22 protein-coding genes are annotated in these 22,968 nt (G+C 65.8%); 20 read left to right on the plus strand and 2 right to left on the minus strand.

Translation table 11 applies throughout. The features are described from left to right. The first annotated feature begins 32 nt into the window (after positions 1-32). The 6 genes from ACLP9N_RS37710 to ACLP9N_RS37735 all read left to right on the plus strand — a co-directional run bounded on the left by ACLP9N_RS37710 (position 33) and on the right by ACLP9N_RS37735 (position 5,159). Entirely contained in the window at positions 33-926 is an 894-nt protein-coding gene (locus ACLP9N_RS37710; protein WP_442412169.1) for a hydroxymethylglutaryl-CoA lyase, read from the plus strand. Continuing rightward, positions 926-1,558 (plus strand): TetR/AcrR family transcriptional regulator, encoded by a 633-nt coding sequence (locus ACLP9N_RS37715; RefSeq protein WP_442412170.1) that lies wholly within the window; start codon positions 926-928, stop codon positions 1,556-1,558. The genes ACLP9N_RS37710 and ACLP9N_RS37715 overlap by 1 nt, the downstream gene beginning before the upstream one ends. A 9-nt stretch (positions 1,559-1,567) precedes the next feature. After that, positions 1,568-2,806 (plus strand): acyl-CoA dehydrogenase family protein, encoded by a 1,239-nt coding sequence (locus ACLP9N_RS37720; protein WP_442412171.1) that lies wholly within the window; start codon positions 1,568-1,570, stop codon positions 2,804-2,806. 2 nt (positions 2,807-2,808) lie between these two features. Continuing rightward, positions 2,809-4,185 (plus strand): phosphotransferase family protein, encoded by a 1,377-nt coding sequence (locus ACLP9N_RS37725; RefSeq protein WP_442412193.1) that lies wholly within the window; start codon positions 2,809-2,811, stop codon positions 4,183-4,185. Between the two features lie 5 nt (positions 4,186-4,190). Beyond that, a complete protein-coding gene (locus ACLP9N_RS37730; protein ID WP_442412194.1) occupies positions 4,191-4,592 on the plus strand; it encodes a nuclear transport factor 2 family protein in 402 nt (133 codons plus the stop codon). A 153-nt stretch (positions 4,593-4,745) separates the two neighbouring features. Next, a complete protein-coding gene (locus ACLP9N_RS37735; protein ID WP_442412172.1) occupies positions 4,746-5,159 on the plus strand; it encodes an Rv3143 family two-component system response regulator in 414 nt (137 codons plus the stop codon). Between the two features lie 8 nt (positions 5,160-5,167). On the opposite strand, the gene ACLP9N_RS37740 is transcribed toward ACLP9N_RS37735, so the two are convergent. Beyond that, complete coding sequence (locus ACLP9N_RS37740) at positions 5,168-6,592, minus strand: PPE family protein (RefSeq protein WP_442412173.1); 1,425 nt, start codon at positions 6,590-6,592, stop codon at positions 5,168-5,170. Between the two features lie 294 nt (positions 6,593-6,886). Between ACLP9N_RS37740 and ACLP9N_RS37745 the strand changes: the two genes are divergently transcribed. Genes ACLP9N_RS37745 through nuoN form a run of 14 tightly spaced genes read left to right on the plus strand, consistent with a single transcriptional unit; the run spans position 6,887 to position 22,343 of the window. After that, complete coding sequence (locus ACLP9N_RS37745; protein WP_442412195.1) at positions 6,887-7,264, plus strand: NADH-quinone oxidoreductase subunit A; 378 nt, start codon at positions 6,887-6,889, stop codon at positions 7,262-7,264. An 8-nt stretch (positions 7,265-7,272) separates the two neighbouring features. Further along, on the plus strand, positions 7,273-7,827 hold the full coding sequence (locus ACLP9N_RS37750) for a NuoB/complex I 20 kDa subunit family protein (protein WP_442412174.1): 555 nt from the start codon (positions 7,273-7,275) through the stop codon (positions 7,825-7,827). Beyond that, positions 7,824-8,549: an NADH-quinone oxidoreductase subunit C gene (locus tag ACLP9N_RS37755; RefSeq protein ID WP_442412175.1), complete on the plus strand. Its 726-nt coding sequence runs from the start codon at positions 7,824-7,826 to the stop codon at positions 8,547-8,549. The genes ACLP9N_RS37750 and ACLP9N_RS37755 overlap by 4 nt, the downstream gene beginning before the upstream one ends. A gap of 19 nt (positions 8,550-8,568) precedes the next feature. After that, a complete protein-coding gene (gene nuoD / locus ACLP9N_RS37760) occupies positions 8,569-9,867 on the plus strand; it encodes an NADH dehydrogenase (quinone) subunit D (protein ID WP_442412176.1) in 1,299 nt (432 codons plus the stop codon). Beyond that, the gene (nuoE, locus tag ACLP9N_RS37765) at positions 9,864-10,637 is read left to right on the plus strand and encodes an NADH-quinone oxidoreductase subunit NuoE (protein WP_442412177.1); all 774 of its coding nucleotides are present in this window, start codon (positions 9,864-9,866) and stop codon (positions 10,635-10,637) included. The genes nuoD and nuoE overlap by 4 nt, the downstream gene beginning before the upstream one ends. Next, positions 10,634-11,959, plus strand: coding sequence for an NADH-quinone oxidoreductase subunit NuoF (nuoF, locus tag ACLP9N_RS37770; RefSeq protein ID WP_442412178.1), 1,326 nt, complete (start codon positions 10,634-10,636; stop codon positions 11,957-11,959). The genes nuoE and nuoF overlap by 4 nt, the downstream gene beginning before the upstream one ends. 7 nt (positions 11,960-11,966) lie before the next feature. After that, the gene (locus ACLP9N_RS37775; RefSeq protein WP_442412179.1) at positions 11,967-14,384 is read left to right on the plus strand and encodes an NADH-quinone oxidoreductase subunit G; all 2,418 of its coding nucleotides are present in this window, start codon (positions 11,967-11,969) and stop codon (positions 14,382-14,384) included. Beyond that, complete coding sequence (nuoH, locus tag ACLP9N_RS37780; protein WP_442412180.1) at positions 14,381-15,628, plus strand: NADH-quinone oxidoreductase subunit NuoH; 1,248 nt, start codon at positions 14,381-14,383, stop codon at positions 15,626-15,628. Before ACLP9N_RS37775 ends, nuoH begins: the two co-directional genes overlap by 4 nt. Next, positions 15,621-16,190, plus strand: a complete 570-nt coding sequence (nuoI, locus tag ACLP9N_RS37785) for an NADH-quinone oxidoreductase subunit NuoI (protein WP_442412181.1) — start codon at positions 15,621-15,623, stop codon at positions 16,188-16,190. The genes nuoH and nuoI overlap by 8 nt, the downstream gene beginning before the upstream one ends. Continuing rightward, positions 16,187-16,990: an NADH-quinone oxidoreductase subunit J gene (locus ACLP9N_RS37790; RefSeq protein ID WP_442412182.1), complete on the plus strand. Its 804-nt coding sequence runs from the start codon at positions 16,187-16,189 to the stop codon at positions 16,988-16,990. Before nuoI ends, ACLP9N_RS37790 begins: the two co-directional genes overlap by 4 nt. Beyond that, a complete protein-coding gene (gene nuoK, locus ACLP9N_RS37795; RefSeq protein WP_044510267.1) occupies positions 16,987-17,286 on the plus strand; it encodes an NADH-quinone oxidoreductase subunit NuoK in 300 nt (99 codons plus the stop codon). Before ACLP9N_RS37790 ends, nuoK begins: the two co-directional genes overlap by 4 nt. A gap of 10 nt (positions 17,287-17,296) precedes the next feature. After that, positions 17,297-19,192: an NADH-quinone oxidoreductase subunit L gene (nuoL, locus tag ACLP9N_RS37800; RefSeq protein ID WP_442412183.1), complete on the plus strand. Its 1,896-nt coding sequence runs from the start codon at positions 17,297-17,299 to the stop codon at positions 19,190-19,192. Further along, complete coding sequence (locus tag ACLP9N_RS37805) at positions 19,189-20,766, plus strand: NADH-quinone oxidoreductase subunit M (RefSeq protein ID WP_442412196.1); 1,578 nt, start codon at positions 19,189-19,191, stop codon at positions 20,764-20,766. The genes nuoL and ACLP9N_RS37805 overlap by 4 nt, the downstream gene beginning before the upstream one ends. Beyond that, positions 20,763-22,343: an NADH-quinone oxidoreductase subunit NuoN gene (nuoN, locus tag ACLP9N_RS37810; protein WP_442412184.1), complete on the plus strand. Its 1,581-nt coding sequence runs from the start codon at positions 20,763-20,765 to the stop codon at positions 22,341-22,343. The genes ACLP9N_RS37805 and nuoN overlap by 4 nt, the downstream gene beginning before the upstream one ends. 110 nt (positions 22,344-22,453) lie before the next feature. On the opposite strand, the gene ACLP9N_RS37815 is transcribed toward nuoN, so the two are convergent. Further along, on the minus strand, positions 22,454-22,789 hold the full coding sequence (locus tag ACLP9N_RS37815) for a hypothetical protein (RefSeq protein WP_442412198.1): 336 nt from the start codon (positions 22,787-22,789) through the stop codon (positions 22,454-22,456). Between the last annotated feature and the right edge of the window lie 179 nt (positions 22,790-22,968).

A 22,968-nucleotide genomic window follows, 5' to 3' on the forward strand; every position in this document is an offset into this window, starting at 1 on the left:
GCAGAGCGCAGCGATGAGGAGGAGCGGTGCACATGACACACGTGACTATTCGCGAGGTATCGCTGCGCGACGGCCTGCAGATCGAAAAGCCAATCCCGTTGTCGGCCAAGCTGGAACTGCTGGCCGCGGTAGCCGCCACCGGGGTGCGCGAGGTGGAGGCCACGGCGTTCGTGTCGCCGTCGAAGGTGCCGTCGATGGCCGATGCCGCCGACCTGGCCGCAGAGCTGCACAACTACCCCGAGATCGAGTTCTCCGCATTGGCGGCCAGTCCGAATGGCGCCAAGCGGGCGGTTTCCGCGGGGTTGCGGTCGATCGAGTACGTGGTAGCCGCCAGCGACACGTTCAGCGAGGCCAATGTCGGGCGCACCAGTGCCGCGGCCACCGAGCAGATCGAAGAGATCGTCGCCATCGCGCACCACAGCGACGTCACCGTCGAGGTCGTTGTCGCCACCGCATGGGACTGCCCGTTCGAAGGGCCCACCGCGCCGCAGCGGGTACTCGACATCGCCGCGGTCGCCCGCGATCGGGGGGTCGACCGGTTCTCCATCGCCGACACGATCGGCACCACCACCCCGCGACGGGTGAGTTCGCTGATCTCCCAAGTGCGTCCGGTGATCGGCGACATGCCGCTGGGTGGACATTTCCACAACACCCGGGGGGCGGGGCTGGCCAGTGCCTATGCGGCGGTCAGCTCCGGTGTCACCCGGTTGGACGCCTCGGTCGGTGGGCTGGGCGGCTGCCCGTTCGCACCGGGCGCCACCGGCAACATCGCCACCGAAGATCTGGTGTACCTGCTGCGTGACAGCGACATCGGTGTCGACGTCGACCTGCAGGCCGCCATCGCCGCAGCGGAAGTCGCGAAATCTCTTGTCGGCCATGACCTGCCGAGCGCTCTGCTGCACGCCGGCGACCGGATCCAGGCCTGATGCCCGCCGAGATCCTCACCTCGAAGGGCCGCCAAACCAGGCAGGCCATCGAGCAGGCGGCGCGAAAGCTGTTCGCCGAACGGGGCTTTCACGGTACCACTCTGGCCGACATCACGTCAGCCGCGGGCAGGTCGCCGGCGGTGTTCTATCGGTATTTCGATGACAAGGAGGACCTGCTGGCCGCCCTCGCGGAATCATTTCTCCGTGATGTCGTCACGCCCTCCGGGTCGAGTGTCGCGTTACCAGACTCCCCCGATGACAGTGAGTTCTTCACCTCGGTGGTCACCGGCTACTGGAACATGTTCAAACAGAACATCGGCATCATGATCGCGGTGGCGCAGCTGGCCGCTACCCAGCAGCGATTCGCCCTTGTCCAGAATGAATTTCGGCGTTTCGGCATGGACATCGTCGCCGCATCGGTGCGACACGCTCAGGAGCAGGGCTACGGTCGCGAACTGCATCCCGAGCACACCGCAGCCGCTATCGCCTTGTTGTTCGAGAACTTCACCACCGTGTTCGTCGGCCGCTCCGGACCGGAAGGCCTACGCCTGGAAATCGGCGACGAGGACGCGATCACCACCTTGTCGACGGTCTGGAAGAAAACTCTGTACGGCAATCTAGGGAGCTCTTAGGAGAGACAAGTGGATTTCGCACTGCCAGAACACCTTCCGGGGCTACTCGCCGAGATGGATGCCTTTATCGAACGCGAGATCGCTCCGCTGCAGGCCGACAACATGCAGTACTTCGACCAGCGTCGAGAGCATGCCCGCACGGATTGGGACAACGACGGCATCCCGTCGCGGGAGTGGGAGGATCTGCTCGTCGAGATGCGCAAACGAGCCGACCGGGCGGGCTGGCTGCGTTACGGATTGCCGGCGTCGCTTGGCGGCCGCGACGGCACCAACGTGGACATGGCCGTCATCCGGGAACACTTGGCGCACAAGGGGCTCGGCCTGCACAACGACCTGCAGAACGAATCATCGATCGTCGGCAACTTCCCGCAGGTGATCATGATGGAGCGTTTCGGCACCGACGAGCAACGCCGCCTTTGGTCGGAGGCGTTGATCACCGGGGAACGCTCCATGGCGTTCGGCCTCACCGAACCACAGCACGGCTCCGACGCGACCTGGCTGGAAACCCACGCCGAACCGGACGGCGACAGCTGGGTGATCAACGGCTCCAAGCGGTTCAACACCGGCGTCCACCGCGCGACCCACGACCTGATTTTCGCCCGCACCTCCGGTGAGCCGGGGCAGGCCCGGGGCATCACCGCGTTCCTCGTCCCCACCGACGCAGACGGGTTCAGCGTCCCGTACTACTGGTGGACGTTCAATATGCCCACCGACCATGGCGAGGTCGAGTTGAACGATGTGCGGGTGCCCGCCGACGCGGTGCTCGGCGAGGTGGATCGCGGCTTGGAGGTCGCACAAACCTTCCTGCACGAGAACCGGATTCGTCAGGCCGCCAGCAGCCTCGGCGCGGCGCAATACTGCATCGATCGCGCCGCCGACTACGCTGCGAAGCGCATCGTGTTCGGCAAACCGTTGTCGGTCAACCAGGCCGTGCAATGGCCGCTGGCGGAGCTGCACACCGAAGCGCAAATGGTGCGATTGCTGGTGCACTACGCGGCCTGGCATTTGGACCGTGACCACCACATGGAGGTCTCCGACAAGGTATCGATGGCGAACTACCGCGCCAACCGATTGGTCTGCGACGCCGCCGACCGCGCCATGCAGATCTTCGGCGGCCTCGGTTACAGCCGTCACGAGCCCTTCGAGCACATCTACCGCCATCACCGTCGCTACCGGATCACCGAGGGCGCCGAGGAGATTCAGATTCGGCGGGTGGCGCAGCGACTGTTCAAGTTCGGCAAGAAGTGACCCTGCAAGACCGCTTGCCCGCGGTGCTGGGCCCGGTACTGGGCGCCTTCAGACCGGGAGATGTGGCGATCGAGAACCTCCGCGCACTCACCGGTGGGGCCAGCCGCGGAACCTGGGCCTTCGACGCGGTCACGGGCGGCCGGCGCCGGTCGCTGATCCTGCGCACCGGGCCGCCCGACGACATCCACGCCGGCATGGAACTCGAAGCCCGTGCCCAGGCCGTCGCCGCGGCGGCCGGCGCACCCGTACCGAACGTACTCGTTGCCGACGATTCGCCTGCCGCACTGGGCAACCCGTTTCTCGTCTGCAACGAGATCAAGGGCGAGACCATCGTCCGGCGTATCCAGCGTCAGCTCGATGCGGCTGACGGGCACGCGGGCCGCGCGCGGTTGCTGCGACAGTGCGCGCAGGCGCTGGCCGCCATCCACCGCGCCGACGCCAGCGACCCCGGCCTGACTCGCGAGGACCAGCTGGCGGCATGGCGCGCGCGCCTCGATGCCATGCGTGACACCACCGCCACTTTCGAGTGGGGGTTTCGCTGGCTCGCGACCCGACGGTCGCGAGTGTCCTTGTCGTCGCCCCCGGTTCTGGTGCACGGCGACTTCCGGATGGGAAACCTGATCGTCGATGGATCCGACCTCGCCGCCGTCCTCGACTGGGAGCTGGTACACGTCGGCGAGGCATACGAAGACCTGGCGTGGTTCTGCATCCGGGCGTGGCGGTTCGGCGCTCCGGCAAGCCTAGGCGCCGGGGGGCTCGGCAGCATCGACAGCTTCCTGCGGGCTTACGAGGAAGCCAGCCGGACTGCCGTCGATCGCGAGGCTTTTCACTGGTGGCTGGTGTTGGCCACCCTGCGCTGGGGCGTCATCTGCCGGTACCAGGCGGAGCGTCATCTGAGCGGACAGGTCCGCTCGGTGGAGCTGGCGACCATCGGCCGCCGGGTGTGCGAGACCGAGTGGGACCTGCTCGACCTGCTCGATGCGGGCCGGGCAGCGCCCGCAGAACCCGCACAGGCGCCGTCCGATGACCCGCTGCACGGGCGGCCGACGGCGGCCGAGCTGGTCGCGGCCGTCGCCGAATTCCTCGAAGGCGATGTCCGGCAGGCGACCAGCGGTCAGGTCAATTTCCACGCCAGGGTCGCCGCCAATGCGTTGCGCATCGTTGAACGCGAGCTGCTCGACGCAGGTGACTCGGACGTTCGCGCCGCGCTGGCCGGCCTGGGCTTCGCCGATGAGGCCGGGCTCGCCGCCGCCATCCGGGCCGGCGAGCTGGCGGACCCCCCCGGCCCGGACATCACCGCCTGTCTGCGGATGCTGGTGCGACGTCGATTAGCCGTCGCGCATCCCGGGTACGACAGCGAAAAGGAGCCAGTCCCGTGACCTCTATTTCTGCCAGCTCTGCCGAGACCATCCTCGATGTGGCCGACCGCCTGTTCGCGGCGATCGAGAAAAGCGACATGGCAGCGGTTGACCGGCTGTGGAGCGCCGACATCGCCGTCTGGCGGGTGGGCGCGCGCCGCGACGACGACAAGGCTCGCGCGCTACGCGTCATCGACTGGTTCATCACCACCACCACCGAGCGCAGCTACCAGATCCTCGATCGTCAGTTGTTCGACAACGGATCCGTCCGGGGCTTCGTTCAGCAGCACATCTTGCACGCCACCGGGCAAGCCGGACAATCGATCTCATTGCGGGTCTGCATCGTGATCAAGGTAGGCGCAGACGGCCTGATCAACCGGATCGACGAATACTTCGACCCCGCGGGGATCGGCCCGCTGCTCGACTGAAACCTCGACTAGGTGACTAAGGGTGATTAGGAGCGACCATGACGACGCTGGAAACACTGCTCCTCGATCCCGACATGGCCGGCGTGTCGAACAGACACCATCTTCGCGCGGGCGACCCGATGAGGCCGGGCGGAAACCAGTAGCATCGGCACCGTGCCCGATTCGAGCCCCGATTCGTCATTAGCCCTGCGGATCCTCGTCTACAGCAACAACGTCAAGACCCGCGAAGACGTGATGCGGGCCTTGGGCAAACACCTGCATCCGGATCTGCCCGAGCTGAGCTACGTCCAGGTGGCGACCGGCCCGATGGTGATACAGCAGATGGATGCCGGCGGTATCGATCTGGCCATCCTGGACGGGGAGGCGACGCCGACCGGTGGCATGGGGATTGCCAAACAGCTGAAAGACGAACTCGCGGTGTGCCCACCGATTCTGGTGCTCACCGGACGCCCAGACGATGCCTGGCTGGCCACGTGGTCGCGCGCCGAGGCCTCGGTGTCCCATCCCATCGACCCCATCGTGCTGGGCCGGACGGTGCTCGGGCTGCTACGCGCCCCGGTGCAATAGCTGATCGGCTAACTCGGCCACACCAACTTGCCGTGACTGACGTACGCGCCACCCCCCGGGTCGTACTGTGAATAGCCCTCGTTGACCATGGGCGTCAGCACGCTGTTCAGGTGGTCGATAATCGGCGCCGGCACACCGAACGTTTGCAGTGGCAGCAGCAGCGGAAGGATCGTTGCCGGGACCATGTAGGTGGTCGTGGTCCCACCCGCTAAGTTCGTCACCGGGGACCCCACCTCGACGACCTGTGTTTGCGAGGTGAACTCCGTGTAGAGGTGGTAGTGGTTCACGCCCATGACGGCGTTCGCGTCGGCCAGCAGGTTCCAGGGGCGGTCGGGAGGATCGGCGAAACCTTCGTACTGGTGGTAGACGATCGTCGTGTTGTACGGGGTCACCGGCGGGTTTTCCACGGTGTATCCGAGGAGCGGGACATGGATGCCGGCGGGCAGGTAGGTGTCGGCCAGGCCACGCTCGGGGTTGGAGAATTCGACGAATGTCACCTGGTTCGGCGAGGGCGCGTTGGATTGGGTGAACAGATAGGCTTCCTCGCGGTCGATCACCATCGAGCCCATCGACTCGCCCGCTACCACCACCGACTGGCCGTTGCTGGTGGCGTTGAGGATGTCGGTGTTCAGCGCCTTCTGGCCGATGGCCATCGATTGGTCGGCGGTGGGTTTGAAAAAACCGCTGAGGAGTCCGGCGGTGGCCGGGTAATTCACCACTTCCGGCGTGGTGGCGGGGAACCAATTCTCACCAACCCCTGAACTGAGGACTGAATACGACGGCAGATTCAAAAGGGGCGCAATCAGCGGCTGGTTCTCAAAGATGTACGCGGGAGCAACGGTGATGCGGGTGCCGGTGTATGCGTCCAACGAGCCCAGTGAGCCCACTGACCCAAGAGCCTGGGTCGACACGGTTTGCGCCGCCTGTTGCCAGGGCATCAGTTGGCCTACGGCCGCTGAGACCGCCCCGTGATAGCCCACCATCGCAGCGACGTCCTGGGCCCACATCTGCTCGTAGTCGGCCTCGATCGCCGCGATCGCCGGAGCGTTCAGCCCGAGCAGGTTCGACCTGACCAGCGACACCAGTTGGGCGCGGTTGGCCGCGACCACCGCCGGATGTACCGTCGCGGCAAACGCCGCCTCGAACGCCCCGGCCGCCGCCCGGATCTGGGTGGCCGACTGCTCGGCCCGGGAAGTCGCCGCGGTCAGCCAGGCCACATACGGAGCGGCGGCCGCCCGCATCGCCGCGGCCGACGGACCCTGCCAGGGCCCACTCGTCACGCCCGACACCACCGACCCGAACGAGGTCGCCGCCGACTCCAACTCGGCGGCCAACCCGTCCCAGGCACGTGCCGCCGCCAGCATCGACCCCGAACCCGTGCCGGAGAACATCCGCGACGAGTTCACCTCGGGCCGTAGTACCAAAAAATCCATCAGCACGCCCCGCCTCTATTCGTGCAGCCAGCAGGTCTCGGCACCGGCCCAAGCACCGAGCTCATCATGGTATTCCGCGGTACCCCCAACTGTTGGGGTTTCGAAGCAAATTCCGTTCGCTTTGCGCAACCTCCGCGGGCGTTGGATCATGAGCCGACCCCGAGGACGGGCTCCGCCCGTCGCGACGCTATCTTGAAGGTCACTGCGGCGGCCCACAAGCCCGGTCCGTCACAGCAGCCCGGTCACCCGCCCGGCCGCCGCCACGGCGGCCCGTACGACGGATCATGGAGCGAGTTGAACGCCTACCTACCCATCCTGGTTCTCGGAGGGATCGCCGCCGCGTTTGCCGTGGGCTCGGTTGCGATCGCGAGCCTCGTCGGCCCGAGGAGATACAACCGGTCCAAGCTGGCGGCCTACGAATGTGGAATCGAGCCCACCGAGACGCCGGTCAGCGGCCCGAACGCGACAGCCGGGCAGCGGTTCCCGGTGAAGTATTACCTGACCGCAATGCTATTTATCGTTTTCGACATCGAAATCGTGTTCTTGTATCCCTGGGCGGTCAGCTACGACGCCCTCGGGACGTTCGCACTGGTCGAAATGGTGGTGTTCATGCTCACGGTCTTCGTGGCCTACGCCTACGTGTGGCGCCGCGGGGGCCTGACCTGGGATTGAGGTAAGACGTGGGCCTGGAAGAACAGCTGCCCGGTGGCATCCTGCTGTCAACTGTCGAGAAGGTGGCCGGCTACGTCCGCAAGAACTCGCTGTGGCCGGCGACGTTCGGGTTGGCCTGCTGCGCGATCGAGATGATGGCGACCGCCGGGCCGAGGTTTGACATAGCTCGGTTCGGGATGGAGCGATTCTCGGCGACACCCCGGCAGGCCGATCTGATGATCGTGGCCGGGCGGGTCAGCCAGAAAATGGCGCCGGTGTTGCGTCAGATCTATGACCAGATGGGCGAGCCGAAATGGGTTCTGGCCATGGGTGTGTGCGCGTCGTCGGGCGGCATGTTCAACAACTACGCGATCGTGCAGGGCGTCGACCACGTCGTTCCGGTGGACATCTACCTGCCCGGCTGCCCGCCGCGCCCGGAGATGCTGTTGCACGCAATCCTCAAGCTGCACGAGAAGATTCAGGAAATGCCGTTGGGCGTCAACCGGGAGCAGGCCATCGCCGAGGCCGAGCAGGCCGCGCTGTCCGCCAGGCCCACGATCGAGATGCACGGACTTCTGCGATGAGCTCACCGGATCAGGACCCGAAGCAGGCCGCCGCCGAAGTGGGAGGAACCCCGGCTACCGGGGGCGAAGTGATCAACGTCCGCCACGGCATGTTCGGCGTCGCCGGCAGTGGCGACACCACCGGCTACGGCAGGCTGGTGCGCGAGATCACCCTCCCGGCCGGCAGCCCGCGACCGTATGGCGGCTACTTCGACGACATCGCCGACCGGCTGGCCGAGGCATTGCGGCGCGGCGGAGTCGAATTCGACGACGCGATCGAGACGGTCGTCGTGGACCGCAACGAGCTGACCCTGCACGTCCGCCGCGAACTGCTGACCCAAGTCGCCGAGCGTCTTCGCGACGAACCGGAGTTGCGCTTCGAGATGTGCCTGGGCGTCAACGGGGTGCACTACCCGCACGAGACGGGCCGGGAACTGCACGCCGTGTATCCGCTGCAGTCGATCACCCACAACCGTCGGCTCCGGCTGGAAGTGTCTGCGCCGGACAGTGATCCGCATATCCCGTCGCTGTTCGGGATCTACCCGACCAACGACTGGCACGAGCGCGAGACCTACGACTTCTTCGGGATCATCTTCGACGGGCACCCGTCGCTGACCAGAATCGAGATGCCCGACGACTGGCACGGACATCCACAACGCAAGGACTACCCACTCGGCGGAATCCCAGTCGAATACAAGGGCGCACAGATACCCCCGCCCGACGAGCGGAGAGCCTACAACTGATGTCGGAAAAAGATCAAAGATGACCGAAACCGAAACCGTCTTGGTCGCCGGCGGCCAGGACTGGGAGCAGATCGTCGACGCCGCCCGCAAGGCAGATCCCGGCGAGCGCATCGTCGTCAACATGGGGCCCCAGCACCCGTCCACCCACGGCGTGCTGCGGCTGATCCTCGAGATCGAGGGCGAAACGGTCACCGAGGTCCGATGCGGAATCGGCTACCTGCACACCGGAATCGAGAAAAACCTCGAGTACCGCTACTGGACGCAGGGCGTCACCTTCGTGACCCGGATGGATTACCTGGCACCGTTTTTCAACGAGACCGCCTACTGCCTGGGTGTGGAGAAGCTGCTCGGCATCACCGACGAGATCCCGGAGCGGGTCGACGTCATCCGGGTGATGATGATGGAGCTCAACCGGATCTCGTCACATCTGGTCGCGTTGGCGACCGGCGGCATGGAACTGGGTGCGATGACACCGATGTTCGTCGGCTTCCGGGGACGCGAGATCATCCTCACCCTGTTCGAGTCGATCAGCGGTCTGCGGATGAACAGCGCCTACATCCGGCCCGGCGGCGTGGCGCAGGACCTACCGCCGGACGCGAAGACCGAGATCGCGGAAGCCCTGAAGAAGTTGCGCGTAGTCCTGCGCGAAATGGGCGAGCTGCTCAACGAGAACGCCATCTGGAAGGCCCGCACCGAAGGCGTCGGCTACCTGGACCTGGCCGGCTGCATGGCGCTGGGAATCACCGGCCCGATCCTGCGTTCCACCGGATTGCCCCACGACCTGCGCAAAAGCGAGCCCTACTGCGGATACGAGAATTACGAGTTCGACGTGATCACCGACGACGGGTGTGATGCCTATGGGCGCTACATCATTCGCGTCAAAGAGATGTGGGAGTCGATCAAGATCGTCGAGCAGTGCCTGGACAAGTTGCAGCCGGGCCCGACCATGATCGAGGACCGTAAGATCGCCTGGCCCGCCGACCTGAAGGTGGGCCCCGACGGCATGGGCAACTCGCCGGAGCACATCGCCAAGATCATGGGCAGCTCGATGGAGGCACTGATCCACCACTTCAAACTCGTCACCGAGGGCATCCGGGTTCCGGCCGGCCAGGTCTACGTGGCCGTCGAATCCCCGCGCGGAGAGCTCGGCGTGCACATGGTCAGCGACGGCGGTACCCGCCCCTACCGCGTGCACTACCGGGATCCGTCATTCACCAACCTGCAGTCGGTCGCCGCGATGGGCGAGGGCGGGATGGTCGCCGACCTGATCGCCGCGGTCGCGAGCATCGACCCGGTCATGGGCGGGGTCGACCGATGACGGCCACTCCCGGCAGCGGCGAGCGGCTATTCATCCGGCTCGGACCGCCACCCGAAGAGGCCAACCAGTTCGTCGTCGAGGATGCCCCCCAGTCGTATTCACCCGACGTACAGGCGCGGCTCGAGGTCGAGGCGAAAGAGATCATCGGCCGTTACCCCAACAAGGGCTCGGCGCTTCTGCCGTTGCTGCACCTGGTGCAGGGCGAGGACTCCTACATCACCCCGGCGGGATTCGAATTCTGCGCTGACCAGCTCGGTCTGACTAGCGCGCAGGTGTCGGCGGTGGCGACCTTCTACACCATGTACCGCCGCGGCCCCACCGGCGAATACCTGGTCGGCGTCTGCACCAACACGCTGTGCGCGGTCATGGGCGGCGACGCCATATTCGAAGACCTCAAAGAGCATCTCGGCATCGGCAACGACCAGACCACCTCCGACGGGTCTGTCACGTTGCAGCACATCGAGTGCAACGCGGCCTGTGACTTCGCGCCGGTGGTGATGGTCAACTGGGAGTTCTTCGACAACCAGACGCCGGAGTCGGCGCGCGAACTCGTCGACTCGCTGCGCGCCGGCAATCCCAAGGCGCCCACCCGCGGCGCGCCGCTGTGCGGCTTCCGCCAGACGTCGCGGATCCTGGCGGGCCTGCGCGACGAGCGCCCCGACCAAGGCCAGGGCGGCGCCGGTGCGGCCACGTTGGCCGGCCTGCGAGTGGCGAAGGAGCAGGGCATGGAGGCACCCCCTAGTCCGGAAGCCCCGGAAGGTCAGTCATGACCACACCTTTGACCCCGGTGATCAGCCGGTACTGGGACGACCCCGAGTCGTGGACCCTGGCGACCTATCAACGCCAGGATCGGTATAGGGGCTACCAGGCCCTGCAGAAGGCATTGGCGATGGAGCCCGACGCGGTGATCGGGGCCGTCAAGGACTCGGGTCTGCGCGGGCGCGGCGGTGCGGGCTTCTCCGCCGGCACGAAGTGGTCGTTCATTCCGCAGGGCGCTACCGGTGCCGCCGCCAAGCCGCACTACCTGGTGGTCAATGCCGACGAGTCGGAACCCGGTACGTGCAAAGACATTCCGCTTATGCTGGCGACACCGCACATGCTTGTCGAAGGTGTCATCATCGCCTCCTATGCGATCCGCGCCAGCCACGCCTTCATCTACGTGCGCGGTGAGGTGCTGCCGGTGTTGCGCCGGTTGCAGAACGCGGTGGCCGAGGCGTATGCCGCGGGCTTCCTGGGCCGCAACATCAACGGTTCCGGCTACGACCTGGAATTGGTGGTACACGCCGGCGCGGGCGCCTACATCTGCGGCGAGGAGACCGCGCTGCTCGATTCGCTGGAGGGCCGACGCGGCCAGCCGCGGCTGCGCCCGCCCTTCCCCGCAGTCGCCGGGCTGTACGGCTGCCCCACGGTGATCAACAACGTCGAAACCATCGCCAGTGTGCCGTCGATCATTCTCAACGGCGTCGACTGGTTTCGGTCCATGGGCACCGAGAAATCGCCTGGGTTCACGCTGTATTCGCTGTCCGGACACGTCACCCGCCCAGGCCAGTACGAGGCTCCCCTGGGTATCACGCTGCGTGAGTTGCTCGACTACGCCGGCGGCGTGCGCGCCGGCCACCAGCTGAAGTTCTGGACACCCGGCGGGTCCTCAACACCATTACTCACCGCTGAGCACCTGGACGTGCCGCTGGACTACGAGGGCGTGGGTGCGGCCGGTTCGATGCTGGGCACCAAGGCGCTGGAGATCTTCGACGAAACCACGTGCGTGGTGCGCGCGGTGTGGCGCTGGACCGAGTTCTACAAGCACGAGTCGTGTGGGAAATGCACGCCGTGCCGGGAGGGCACCTTCTGGCTGGACCAGATCTACGAACGGCTGGAAACCGGCAAGGGCACTCATGAGGATCTGGACAAGCTGTTGGATATCGCCGACGCCATCCTGGGAAAGTCGTTCTGCGCGTTGGGCGATGGCGCAGCCAGCCCGGTGTCGTCGTCGATCAACCACTTCCGCGACGAGTACATCGCCCACATCGAAGGCGGCGGATGCCCGTTCGACCCCAGGGAATCCATGTTGACCGCGAACGGAAAGGCTTGACGGGCCAGTGACTAGTGCGGCCAAATCCGAGACCGGCGACGAGGTGCGTCAGCCGGAGATGGTGACGCTGACGATCGACGACGCCGAAATCAGCGTTCCCAAGGGAACTCTGGTGATTCGCGCGGCCGAGTTGATGGGCGTCCAGATCCCGCGGTTCTGCGACCACCCGCTGCTCGATCCGGTCGGCGCCTGCCGGCAGTGCCTGGTCGAGGTCGAGGGGCAACGCAAACCGCTGGCGTCGTGCACCACCGTCGCCACCGACGACATGGTGGTACGCACCCAAGTGACGTCACCGGCCGCCGATAAGGCTCAGCACGGTGTGATGGAGCTGCTGCTGATCAACCATCCGCTGGACTGCCCGATGTGCGACAAGGGCGGCGAATGCCCGCTGCAGAACCAGGCAATGTCCAACGGCCGCGTCGACTCTCGCTTCCAAGACGTCAAGCGCACGTTCGCCAAGCCGATCAACATCTCCGCGCAGGTACTGCTGGATCGCGAACGCTGCATCCTGTGCGCCCGCTGCACGCGGTTCTCCGAGCAGATCGCCGGGGATCCCTTCATCGACATGCAGGAGCGGGGCGCCCTGCAGCAGGTCGGCATCTACGCCAACGAGCCGTTCGAGTCCTACTTTTCGGGCAACACGGTGCAGATCTGCCCGGTGGGAGCGCTGACCGGGACCGCCTACCGTTTCCGGGCCCGCCCGTTCGATCTGGTGTCCAGCCCCAGCGTGTGCGAACACTGCGCATCCGGATGCGCGCAGCGCACCGACCACCGCCGCGGCAAGGTGCTGCGTCGCCTGGCCGGCGACGATCCGGAAGTCAACGAGGAGTGGAACTGCGACAAGGGCCGCTGGGCCTTCAATTACGCGACCCAGCCGGACGTGCTCACCACTCCCCTGGTTCGGGACGCCGAAGGCACGCTTCAGCCCGCCTCGTGGGCGCATGCGATCGCCGCGGCGATTGACGGACTGGAGGCGGCCCGCGGGCGTACGGGTGTGCTGGTCGGCGGCCGGGTCACCTGGGAGGACGCCTACGCCTACGCCAAGTTCGCGCGAATTGTCTTGGACACCAACGACATCGACTTCCGCGCCCGGCCCCACTCCAGCGAAGAGGCCGACTTCCTGACTACCCGCATCGCGGGCCGGCCGGTAACCGTCAGCTACTACGACCTGGAATCGGCCCCGGTGGTGTTGCTGGTCGGGTTCGAGCCCGAGGACGAGTCACCCATCGTCTTCCTGCGGCTGCGCAAGGCGGCGCGCAAGCGCGGGCTGCCGGTGTACGCGGTCGCCCCGTTCGCTACCCGCGCGCTGCAGAAGATGTCCGGCCGGTTGCTGAAAACCGTTCCGGGCGCCGAGGCTTCGACGCTGGATGGGCTGGCCACCGGCGAGCTTGGCGACCTGCTGTCCACAACCGGCGCGGTCATCATGGTGGGGGAACGGTTGGCCACGGCGGCGGGCGGATTGTCCGCGGCGGCCCGACTCGCCCACGCCACCGGGGCGAGGTTGGCTTGGGTGCCGCGCCGCGCCGGGGAGCGCGGCGCGCTGGAAGCCGGCGCACTGCCCGGGTTGCTGCCCGGCGGCCGCCCATTGGCCGACGACGCTGCTCGCGCTCAGGTCTGTGCCGCCTGGCACGTCGACGAAATACCCACTGCCAGTGGCCGTGACGCCGACGGCATCCTGGCCGCCGCCACCGACGGGAGCCTGGGCGCACTGCTGGTCGGCGGCATCGAGCCCGACGACTTCGCCGATCCCGACGCGGTCTTGGCCGCCTTGGACTCCGTCGGGTTCGTGGTCAGTCTGGAGCTGCGGCACAGCCCCGCCACCGAACGCGCCGACGTGGTGTTCCCCGTCGCGCCGACGACCCACAAGGCCGGGGCCTTCGTGAACTGGGAGGGCCGCTACCGCGGGTTCGGACCGGCGCTGCACGGCAGCACGCAGCAGGCCCGCCAGTCGGATCACCAGGTGCTCGACACGCTGGCCGACGAAATGGGTGTGTATTTAGGGGTTTCCACCGTCGAGGCGGCCCGCGAGGAGCTGTCCGGGCTGGGTACCTGGGACGGCGAACACGCGGCAGGTCCTCAGGTTTCGGCCCCGCAGCCACCCCAGCCGGGATCGGGTGAGGCCGTGTTGACGGGCTGGCGGATGCTGCTCGACGAGGGCCGCGGGCAGGACGGCGAACCGTATCTGGCCGGCACCGCACGCAAACCCGTGGTGCGGCTCTCATCCGACACCGCAGCCGAGATCGGCGCCACTGACGGGGATGAGGTGACGGTCAGCACACCGCGCGGCTCAATCACCTTGCCGCTGAACATCACCGACATGCCCGACCGGGTGGTGTGGCTTCCACTGAACTCGCCGGGTTCGGCGGTGTATCCGCAACTGGGCGTAACCCCTGGCGGCATTGTGACGATCGGAGTGGGCGCGTGACGGCGTTCGGACACGACCCCTGGTGGCTGGTACTGGGCAAGGCGCTGGCCATCTTCGTCTTCCTGATGCTCAACGTGCTGGTCGCGATCCTGGCCGAGCGCAAGATCCTGGGCTGGATGCAGTTGCGGCCCGGCCCGAACCGGGCGGGGCCGTGGGGCACCCTGCAGAGTCTGGCCGACGGGATCAAGCTGGCGCTCAAGGAGAGCATCACCCCCGCTGGCGTCGACAAGTTCGTTTATTTTGCGGCCCCGGTCTTTTCGACGATTCCCGCGTTCACGGCGTTCGCGTTCATCCCATTCGGTCCCGAAGTGTCGGTGTTCGGCCACCGCACGCCGTTGCAGCTGACCGACCTGCCGGTCGCGGTGCTGTTCATCCTGGGCCTGTCGGCGATCGGGGTGTACGGCATCGTGCTTGGCGGTTGGGCATCGGGTTCCACCTACCCGCTGTTAGGCGGGGTACGGTCCACCGCCCAAGTCATCTCGTACGAGGTCGCGATGGGGCTGTCGTTCGCGGCGGTCTTCCTCTACGCGGGCTCCATGTCGACCTCGGAGATCGTGGCCGCCCAGGACCGGGTCTGGTACGTGTTCCTGTTGCTGCCGTCGTTCGTCATCTACCTCATCTCCATGGTGGGCGAAACGAACCGTGCCCCATTCGACTTGCCCGAAGCCGAGGGTGAACTCGTCGCCGGCTTCCACACCGAGTACTCGTCACTGAAGTTCGCGCTGTTCATGTTGGCCGAGTACGTCAACATGATGACGGTCTCATCGCTTGCCACAGTCATGTTCTTCGGCGGCTGGCATGCTCCCTGGCCGCTCAACATGTGGGCCGGAGCCAACACCGGCTGGTGGCCCGTGCTCTGGTTCACCGCCAAGATGTGGACCTTCCTGTTCATCTACTTCTGGCTGCGGGCCAGCCTGCCCCGGCTGCGCTACGACCAGTTCATGGGGCTGGGCTGGAAATTGCTGATCCCCGTCTCGCTGGTGTGGGTGATGATCGCGGCCGTGATCCGCTCGGCGAGCAATCAGGGCTTCCAGCATTGGACTCCTGTGCTGGTGGTCAGCAGCATTGTCGTCGCCGTGGCGCTGGTGCTGACGCTGCGAAAACCGTTCACCGCCCCCAGCGTTCGCGCGCTGGCGCGGGAGAACCGTAAGCAAAAACGCGCCGGCGACCGCAAGAGCATCGAACCGGCCTTCCCGACACCGCCGCTACCAGTGGGTGCGAGCAAGGAGAACGCGCGTGGCTAAGTTCCTGGACGCCGTAGCAGGATTCGGCGTGACGCTGGGTTCGATATTCAAAAAGAATGTCACCGAGGAGTACCCGGAGAAGCCGGGTCCGGTCAAGCCGCGCTACCACGGCCGTCATCAACTCAACCGGTACCCGGACGGCCTGGAGAAATGCATCGGCTGTGAGTTGTGCGCGTGGGCCTGCCCTGCCGACGCGATCTACGTCGAGGGCGCGGACAATACCGAAGAGCAGAGGTTTTCGCCGGGCGAACGCTACGGCCGGGTTTACCAGATCAACTATCTGCGTTGCATCGGTTGCGGCTTGTGCATCGAGGCCTGCCCGACCCGGGCGCTGACGATGACCAACAACTACGAGATGGCCGACGACAACCGCGCCGACCTGATCTATGAGAAGGACCGCCTGCTCGCGCCGCTGCTGCAGGACATGCTCGCGCCGCCGCATCCACGCGCGGCGGGCGCCACCGACAAGGACTACTACCAGGGCAACGTGACCGCGAATGGTTTGCGTGAGAAGCAGAATGCCGGCGCCAAAGCCGGACCCCAAGCCGGAGCAGCCCAATGACCGTAGCTAACCTCGCCTCTAATTTGGCAACAGACACCATTGTTCGCACCTCCACCGGTGAAGCGGTGACGTTCTGGCTGCTGGGCACGCTGGCGGTGATCGGCGCGATCGGTGTGGTGCTGGCGGTCAACGCGGTGTATTCGGCGATGTTTCTGGCGATGACGATGATCATCCTTGCGGTGTTCTACATGATCGAGGACGCGCTGTTCTTGGGTGTCGTTCAGGTCGTGGTGTACACCGGCGCGGTGATGATGCTGTTCTTGTTCGTGCTGATGCTGATCGGCGTGGATTCGGCGGAATCACTGAAGGAAACGCTGCGCGGACAGCGGGTCGCCGGGGTGGTGACCAGTATCGGCTTCGGCATTCTGCTGATCGCCGCCATCGGCAACGCGGCGACCGGAAGTTTCGTCGGATTGACCGCCGCCAACTCCAACGGCAACGTCGAAGGCCTGGCGGCGCTGATCTTCTCCCGTTATCTGTGGGCATTCGAGTTGACCAGCGCGCTGCTGATCACCGCGGCCGTCGGAGCGATGGTGCTGGCCCATCGGGAGCGCTTCGAGCGCCGCAAGACGCAGCGGGAGCTGTCCGAGGAGCGCTTCCGTCCCGGCGGTCATCCAACCCCGATGCCCAGCCCGGGCGTCTACGCGCGCCACAACGCGGTCGACGTGGCGGCGATACTGCCCGACGGGTCCTACTCGCAGCTGTCGGTCTCGCGGATTCTGCGAAGCCGCGGATCCGACGGTAAGGAACTCCCCTCCCCCCAGCCTGTGTCTGGAGTGCTTGAAGGCGGCAAGTCATGAATCCGGCCAATTACCTGTACCTTTCGGCACTGCTGTTCACCATCGGGGCCGCGGGCGTGCTGTTGCGGCGCAACGCCATCGTCATGTTCATGTGCGTCGAGCTGATGCTCAATGCCGTCAACCTCGCGTTCGTCACCTTCGCGCGCCTGCACGGCCACCTGGACGGACAGATGATCGCGTTCTTCACGATGGTGGTGGCCGCCTGCGAGGTCGTCATCGGCCTGGCCATCATCATGACGATTTTCCGTGCCCGCAAATCGGCGTCCGTCGACGACGCGAATCTACTCAAAGGCTAAGAACGCCAAGATGACTCAATACAGCTGGCTGTTGGTCGCGCTGCCACTGGCGGGTGCCGCTATCTTGCTGTTCGGCGGCCGGCGCACGGACCCATGGGGCCATTGGCTGGGCTGCGCCGCGGCGCTCGCGGCGTTCGGGGTGGGCGCCTCACTGCTCGCCGACATGCTCAGCCGCGACGCCGCCGACCGCACCATCCACCAGACGCTGTTCACCTGGATCCCCGTCAACCAGCTGCAGGTCGACTTCGGGTTGCAGATCGACCAGCTGTCCATGTGTTTCGTGCTGTTGATCACCGGGGTCGGGTCGCTGATCCACATCTACTCGGTCGCCTACATGGCCGAAGATACGGACCGGCGCCGCTTTTTCGGCTATCTCAACCTGTTTCTGGCCTCGATGCTGCTGCTGGTGGTCGCCGACAACTACCTGGTGCTCTACGTCGGCTGGGAAGGCGTCGGCCTGGCGTCCTACCTGCTGATCGGTTTCTGGTACCACAAGCCGTCGGCGGCGACAGCGGCCAAGAAGGCGTTCGTGATGAACCGGGTCGGCGACGCGGGCCTTGCCGTGGGCATGTTCGTCATGTTCAGCAACTTCGGCACGCTCTCCTACTCCGGGGTGTTCGCTGCTGCGCCGGGCGCCGATCAAGGTGCGCTGACGGCGATGGGGTTGCTGCTGCTGATGGGCGCGTGCGCCAAGTCCGCGCAGGTTCCGCTGCAGGCCTGGCTGGGTGACGCCATGGAGGGCCCCACCCCGGTGTCCGCGCTGATCCACGCCGCCACCATGGTGACCGCCGGCGTGTATCTGATCGTGCGCTCCAACCCGATCTACAACCTGTCGCCCGATGCGCGACTGGGCGTGGTCATCGTCGGTGCCGTCACGTTGCTGTTCGGGGCGTTCATCGGCTGCGCCAAGGACGACATCAAACGCGCTTTGGCGGCGTCCACGATGAGCCAGATCGGCTACATGGTGCTGGCCGCCGGGTTGGGCCCGGCCGGCTACGCGTTCGCGATCATGCACCTGCTGACACACGGCTTCTTCAAGGCCGGGCTGTTCCTCGGGTCCGGCTCGATCATCCATGCAATGCACGAAGAGCAGGACATGCGCCGCTACGGCGGTCTGCGCGCCGCCCTGCCCGTCACGTTCGCCACGTTCGGGTTGGGATATTTGGCGATCATCGGCGTGCCGCCATTCGCCGGCTTCTTCTCCAAGGACGCCATCATCGAGGCGGCGCTGGGCTCCGGCGGTGCCCGCGGTTACGTACTGGGCGGTGCGGCGCTGCTCGGTGCGGGCATCACCGCGTTCTACATGACCCGGGTGATGCTGATGACGTTCTTCGGCGCGAAGCGTTGGGCACCAGGCGTTCATCCGCACGAATCGCCGCCACTGATGACGTGGCCGATGATCTTGCTCGCCTTCGGCTCGGTGTTATCCGGCGGCCTGTTCGCCATCGGCGGCACGCTGCAGCACTGGCTCGAGCCGGTCGTCGGGGTTCACTTGGAAACCGAGGCAGCCGCCCCGAAGTGGGTCAGCACCACGCTGGCCCTGGGCGTCGTCGCGGTGGGTATCGCAGTGGCCTACCGGATGTACGGCGGCAAGGCCGGGGCTGAGATCCCCAGAGTTGCCCCGGTCCAAGTCTCGGTGCTGACGACGGCCGCACGTGCCGACGCCTACGGCGATGCCTTCAACGAGGAGGTGTTCATGCGTCCCGGCGCGGAACTGACCCGCGCGCTAGTCGAATTCGACGACGCCGGTGTGGACGGCTCGGTCAATGCGCTGGCAGCGCTGGTGAGCCGGACCTCGAATCGGCTGCGCGAGATGGAAACCGGCTACGTCCGCAACTACGCACTGTCCATGCTGACCGGTGCGGCCCTGGTGGCCGCGGCAATCCTGGCGGTGAAGCTGTGGTGAACTCAAATGTGCCGTGGCTGAGTGTGCTGTGGCTGGTGCCGCTGGCCGCTTCCGCGCTGATCATCCTGCTGCCCCCGGGGCAGCGGCAGCTGGCCAAGTGGACCGGTCTGGTCGCCAGCGTGGTGACACTCGCAGTGGCGATCGAGATCACGGTCGGCTTCGATAAACACGGCGCCACCTATCAATTCGTCGAATCCCACCAGTGGATACCGGCTTTCGGCGCCGGTTACACCCTGGGCGTGGACGGCATCGCGGTGATCCTGGTGCTACTGACCGCGGTGCTGATCCCGCTGCTGGTGATCGCCGGCTGGAACGATGGCGGCGAACGCAACCCCCGGGGCGTGCACGCCTACGTGGCCTTGACGCTGGCCATCGAGTCGATGGTGCTGATCTCGGTGATCGCGCTGGATGTGCTGCTGTTCTACGTGTTCTTCGAGGCCATGCTCATCCCGATGTACTTTCTCATCGGCGGCTTCGGCCGAGGCGCGGGGCGGTCCCGCGCCGCGGTGAAGTTCCTGCTGTACAACCTGTTCGGCGGCTTGATCATGCTGGCCGCGGTGATCGGTCTGTATGTGGTGACCGCGCAGCACGGTTCGGGCACGTTCGACTTCCGGGACATCGTGACCGGCGTCGCGACGGGCCGCTTCGCCGGCGTGGACCCCGCGGTGTTCAAGGCGCTGTTCTTGGGCTTCATGTTCGCGTTCGCGATCAAGGCTCCGCTGTGGCCGCTGCACCGCTGGCTGCCGGACGCCGCGGTCGAGGCCACGCCGGCGACCGCGGTGTTGATCACAGCCGTGATGGACAAGGTCGGCACCTTCGGCATGCTGCGTTACTGCCTGCAGCTGTTTCCTGCGGCCTCAACGTATTTCCGTCCGCTGATTGTGACGCTGGCGATCATCGGGGTGATCTACGGCGCGATCGTAGCGATCGGCCAGACCGACATGATGCGCCTGATCGCCTACACCTCGATCTCGCACTTCGGGTTCATCGTCGCGGGCATCTTCGTGATGACCACGCAGGGTCAGAGCGGATCAACGCTCTACATGCTCAACCACGGCCTGTCCACGGCGGCGGTCTTCCTGATCGCGGGCTTCCTGGTATCCCGGGGCGGTAGCCGGGCGATCGCCGACTACGGCGGCGTGCAGAAGGTGGCGCCCATCCTCGCGGGCACCTTCCTGGTCTCATCCATGGCGACGCTCTCGTTGCCCGGCCTCGCACCGTTCGTCAGCGAATTCCTGGTTCTGCTGGGCACTTTCAACCGCTACTGGCTGGCCGCGGCGTTCGGGGTGACCGCATTGGTCCTCGCGGCAATGTACATGCTGTGGCTCTACCAGCGGGTGATGACCGGCCCGGTGGCCAAGGGCAATGAGGGCATCGGTGACCTGAAGGCACGCGAATTGATCGTCGTGGCACCGCTTATCGCGCTGCTGCTGATTCTGGGGATCTACCCCAAACCGCTGCTGGAGGTCATCAACCCCGCGGTCGACAACACCATGACTACCACCGGCCAGCATGATCCCGCGCCGCGTGTGCCGGCCGGCATACCCCGGACAGCCGAAGGACCGCACCGATGACCCTCCCCACCCCGAGCGTCGAGTACTTCCTGCTGTGCCCGATGCTGATCGTCTTTTCCGTTGCGGTAGTCGGTGTGCTGGTCGAAGCCTTCGTGCCGCGTCCCGCCCGCTACGCCGCACAGGTGACCCTGGCGTTGGGCGGGTTGATCGCGGCATTCGTCGCGGTCGTCCAGGTCTCAAAGTCGATTCCCACTTCGGGGCGTCAAGCGGTTTTGGGTGCGGTGGCCATTGATCGGCCTGCCCTGTTCCTGCAGGGCACCCTGCTGTTGGTCGCCATCATGGCCGTCATCTTCATGGCCGAGCGCACGCACACCGTCAACGCCAAAGTGGCTGCGACCGTGGGCAGTTCGGGGGGATTGGATTCCTTTACCCCTCAGGCGTCCGCGGTGCCCGACAGCGACGCCGAACGCGAGGCGGAGCGGGCCGGAGCGGCCCAGACCGAGCTCTTCCCGCTGGCGATGCTGTCCGTCGGCGGCATGATGGTTTTCCCCGCATCCAACGACCTGTTGACCATGTTCGTCGCGCTGGAAGTCCTGTCCCTACCGCTGTATCTGATCTGCGGCCTGGCTCGGCACCGCAGGCTGCTGTCGCAGGAATCGGCGATGAAATACTTTCTGCTGGGCGCGTTCTCGTCGGCATTCTTCCTCTATGGCGTCGCCTTGCTGTACGGCGCGACTGGCACGCTGACCCTGACCGGTATCCGGGATGCATTGGCTGCGCACGGAGACACCTCGATGGCGTTGGTCGGCGTCGCGCTTCTCTCGGTCGGCCTGCTGTTCAAGGTCGGCGCGGTGCCGTTCCACTCCTGGATTCCCGACGTCTACCAGGGCGCACCGACGCCAATTACCGGGTTCATGGCGGCGGCCACCAAAGTCGCGGCGTTCGGCGCACTGCTGCGCGTGGTCTACGTCGCGCTGCCGCCGCTGCATGATCAGTGGCGGCCGGTGCTGTGGGCGATTGCGATCCTGACCATGACCGTCGGCACCATCACCGCGGTCAACCAAACCGATGTCAAGCGGATGCTGGCATATTCTTCGGTCGCCCACGTGGGCTTCATCCTCACCGGGGTGATCGCCGACAACGCGGCCGGCCTGTCGGCGACATTGTTCTATTTGGTCGCCTACAGCTTCAGCACCGTCGGCGCGTTCGCCATCGTCGGCCTGATCCGCAACGCCGACGGTGAGGAAGACGCCACCCTGTCTCATTGGGCCGGACTCGGGCAACGCTCTCCCATTGTGGGCGTGATGCTTTCGATGTTTCTGCTGGCTTTTGCCGGTATTCCGCTGACCAGTGGATTCATCAGCAAGTTCTCCGTGTTCAAGGCCGCCGCACAGGGCGGCGCGGTGCCGCTGGTCATCATCGGTGTGATCTCCAGCGGGATAGCCGCCTACTTCTATGTGCGGGTGATCGTGTCGATGTTCTTCACTGAACTATCCGACGACACACCGCAGGTGGTGGCACCTAGCACCCTGAGCAAGACCGCCATCGCGGTCTGCGCCGTGGTCACCCTGGGGCTGGGCATCGTGCCGCAGCCGCTGCTCGACCTGGCCGACCACGCCGCCCAGCTACTGCACTAGGTCACCGGCACCTCGTCGCCGAATGCCAAATCCGTTACGGGCGAACGAAGAATCCTGCTCTGCGGTGAAGTCGCACCGGCGCCTAACGGACAGCGACACCGTGCCGGGTTTTAGAAGTTGAAAATACCCGATTGGAAGTTGCCCTCGTTGAAGGCGCCCGAATCGTGGTCACCGACATTGCCGGAACCGGAGTTGTTCGTCCCGTGGTTCCCTATGCCCGACGTGGCGGTGCCGAAGTTGTTAAAGCCGATGTTCAGGAAATCGCCCGAGTTGCTGAAGCCGACGTTGTAAGCACCATCCCCGGAGGGCCCAGCGAACGCGCCGGTGCCCGCGTTCCCGAAGCCAACGTTGTTGCCGGTACCCGCGTTCCAGAACCCGACATTGCCGCCGTCGCCGGAGTTTCCGATGCCCGAGTCACCGCCGGCGCCCGAGTTCCCGATTCCCACCTCGACCGAACCTCCTGCCGCGTTGTTGACGCCGGACGCGTTGTCCGCCGCGTTCCCATACCCGGACGTGAAGTTGCCCGTGTTGAAGAAGCCCGAGCTGAACAGGCCCTCATTTCCGATGCCCGAATGCGTACCACCGAGAAGGTTTGAGCTGCCGAAGCCCGTGTTGCCCCAACCCG

It is taken from the genome of Mycobacterium sp. (assembly GCF_052144515.1).
In the GTDB taxonomy this organism is placed as follows: domain Bacteria; phylum Actinomycetota; class Actinomycetes; order Mycobacteriales; family Mycobacteriaceae; genus Mycobacterium.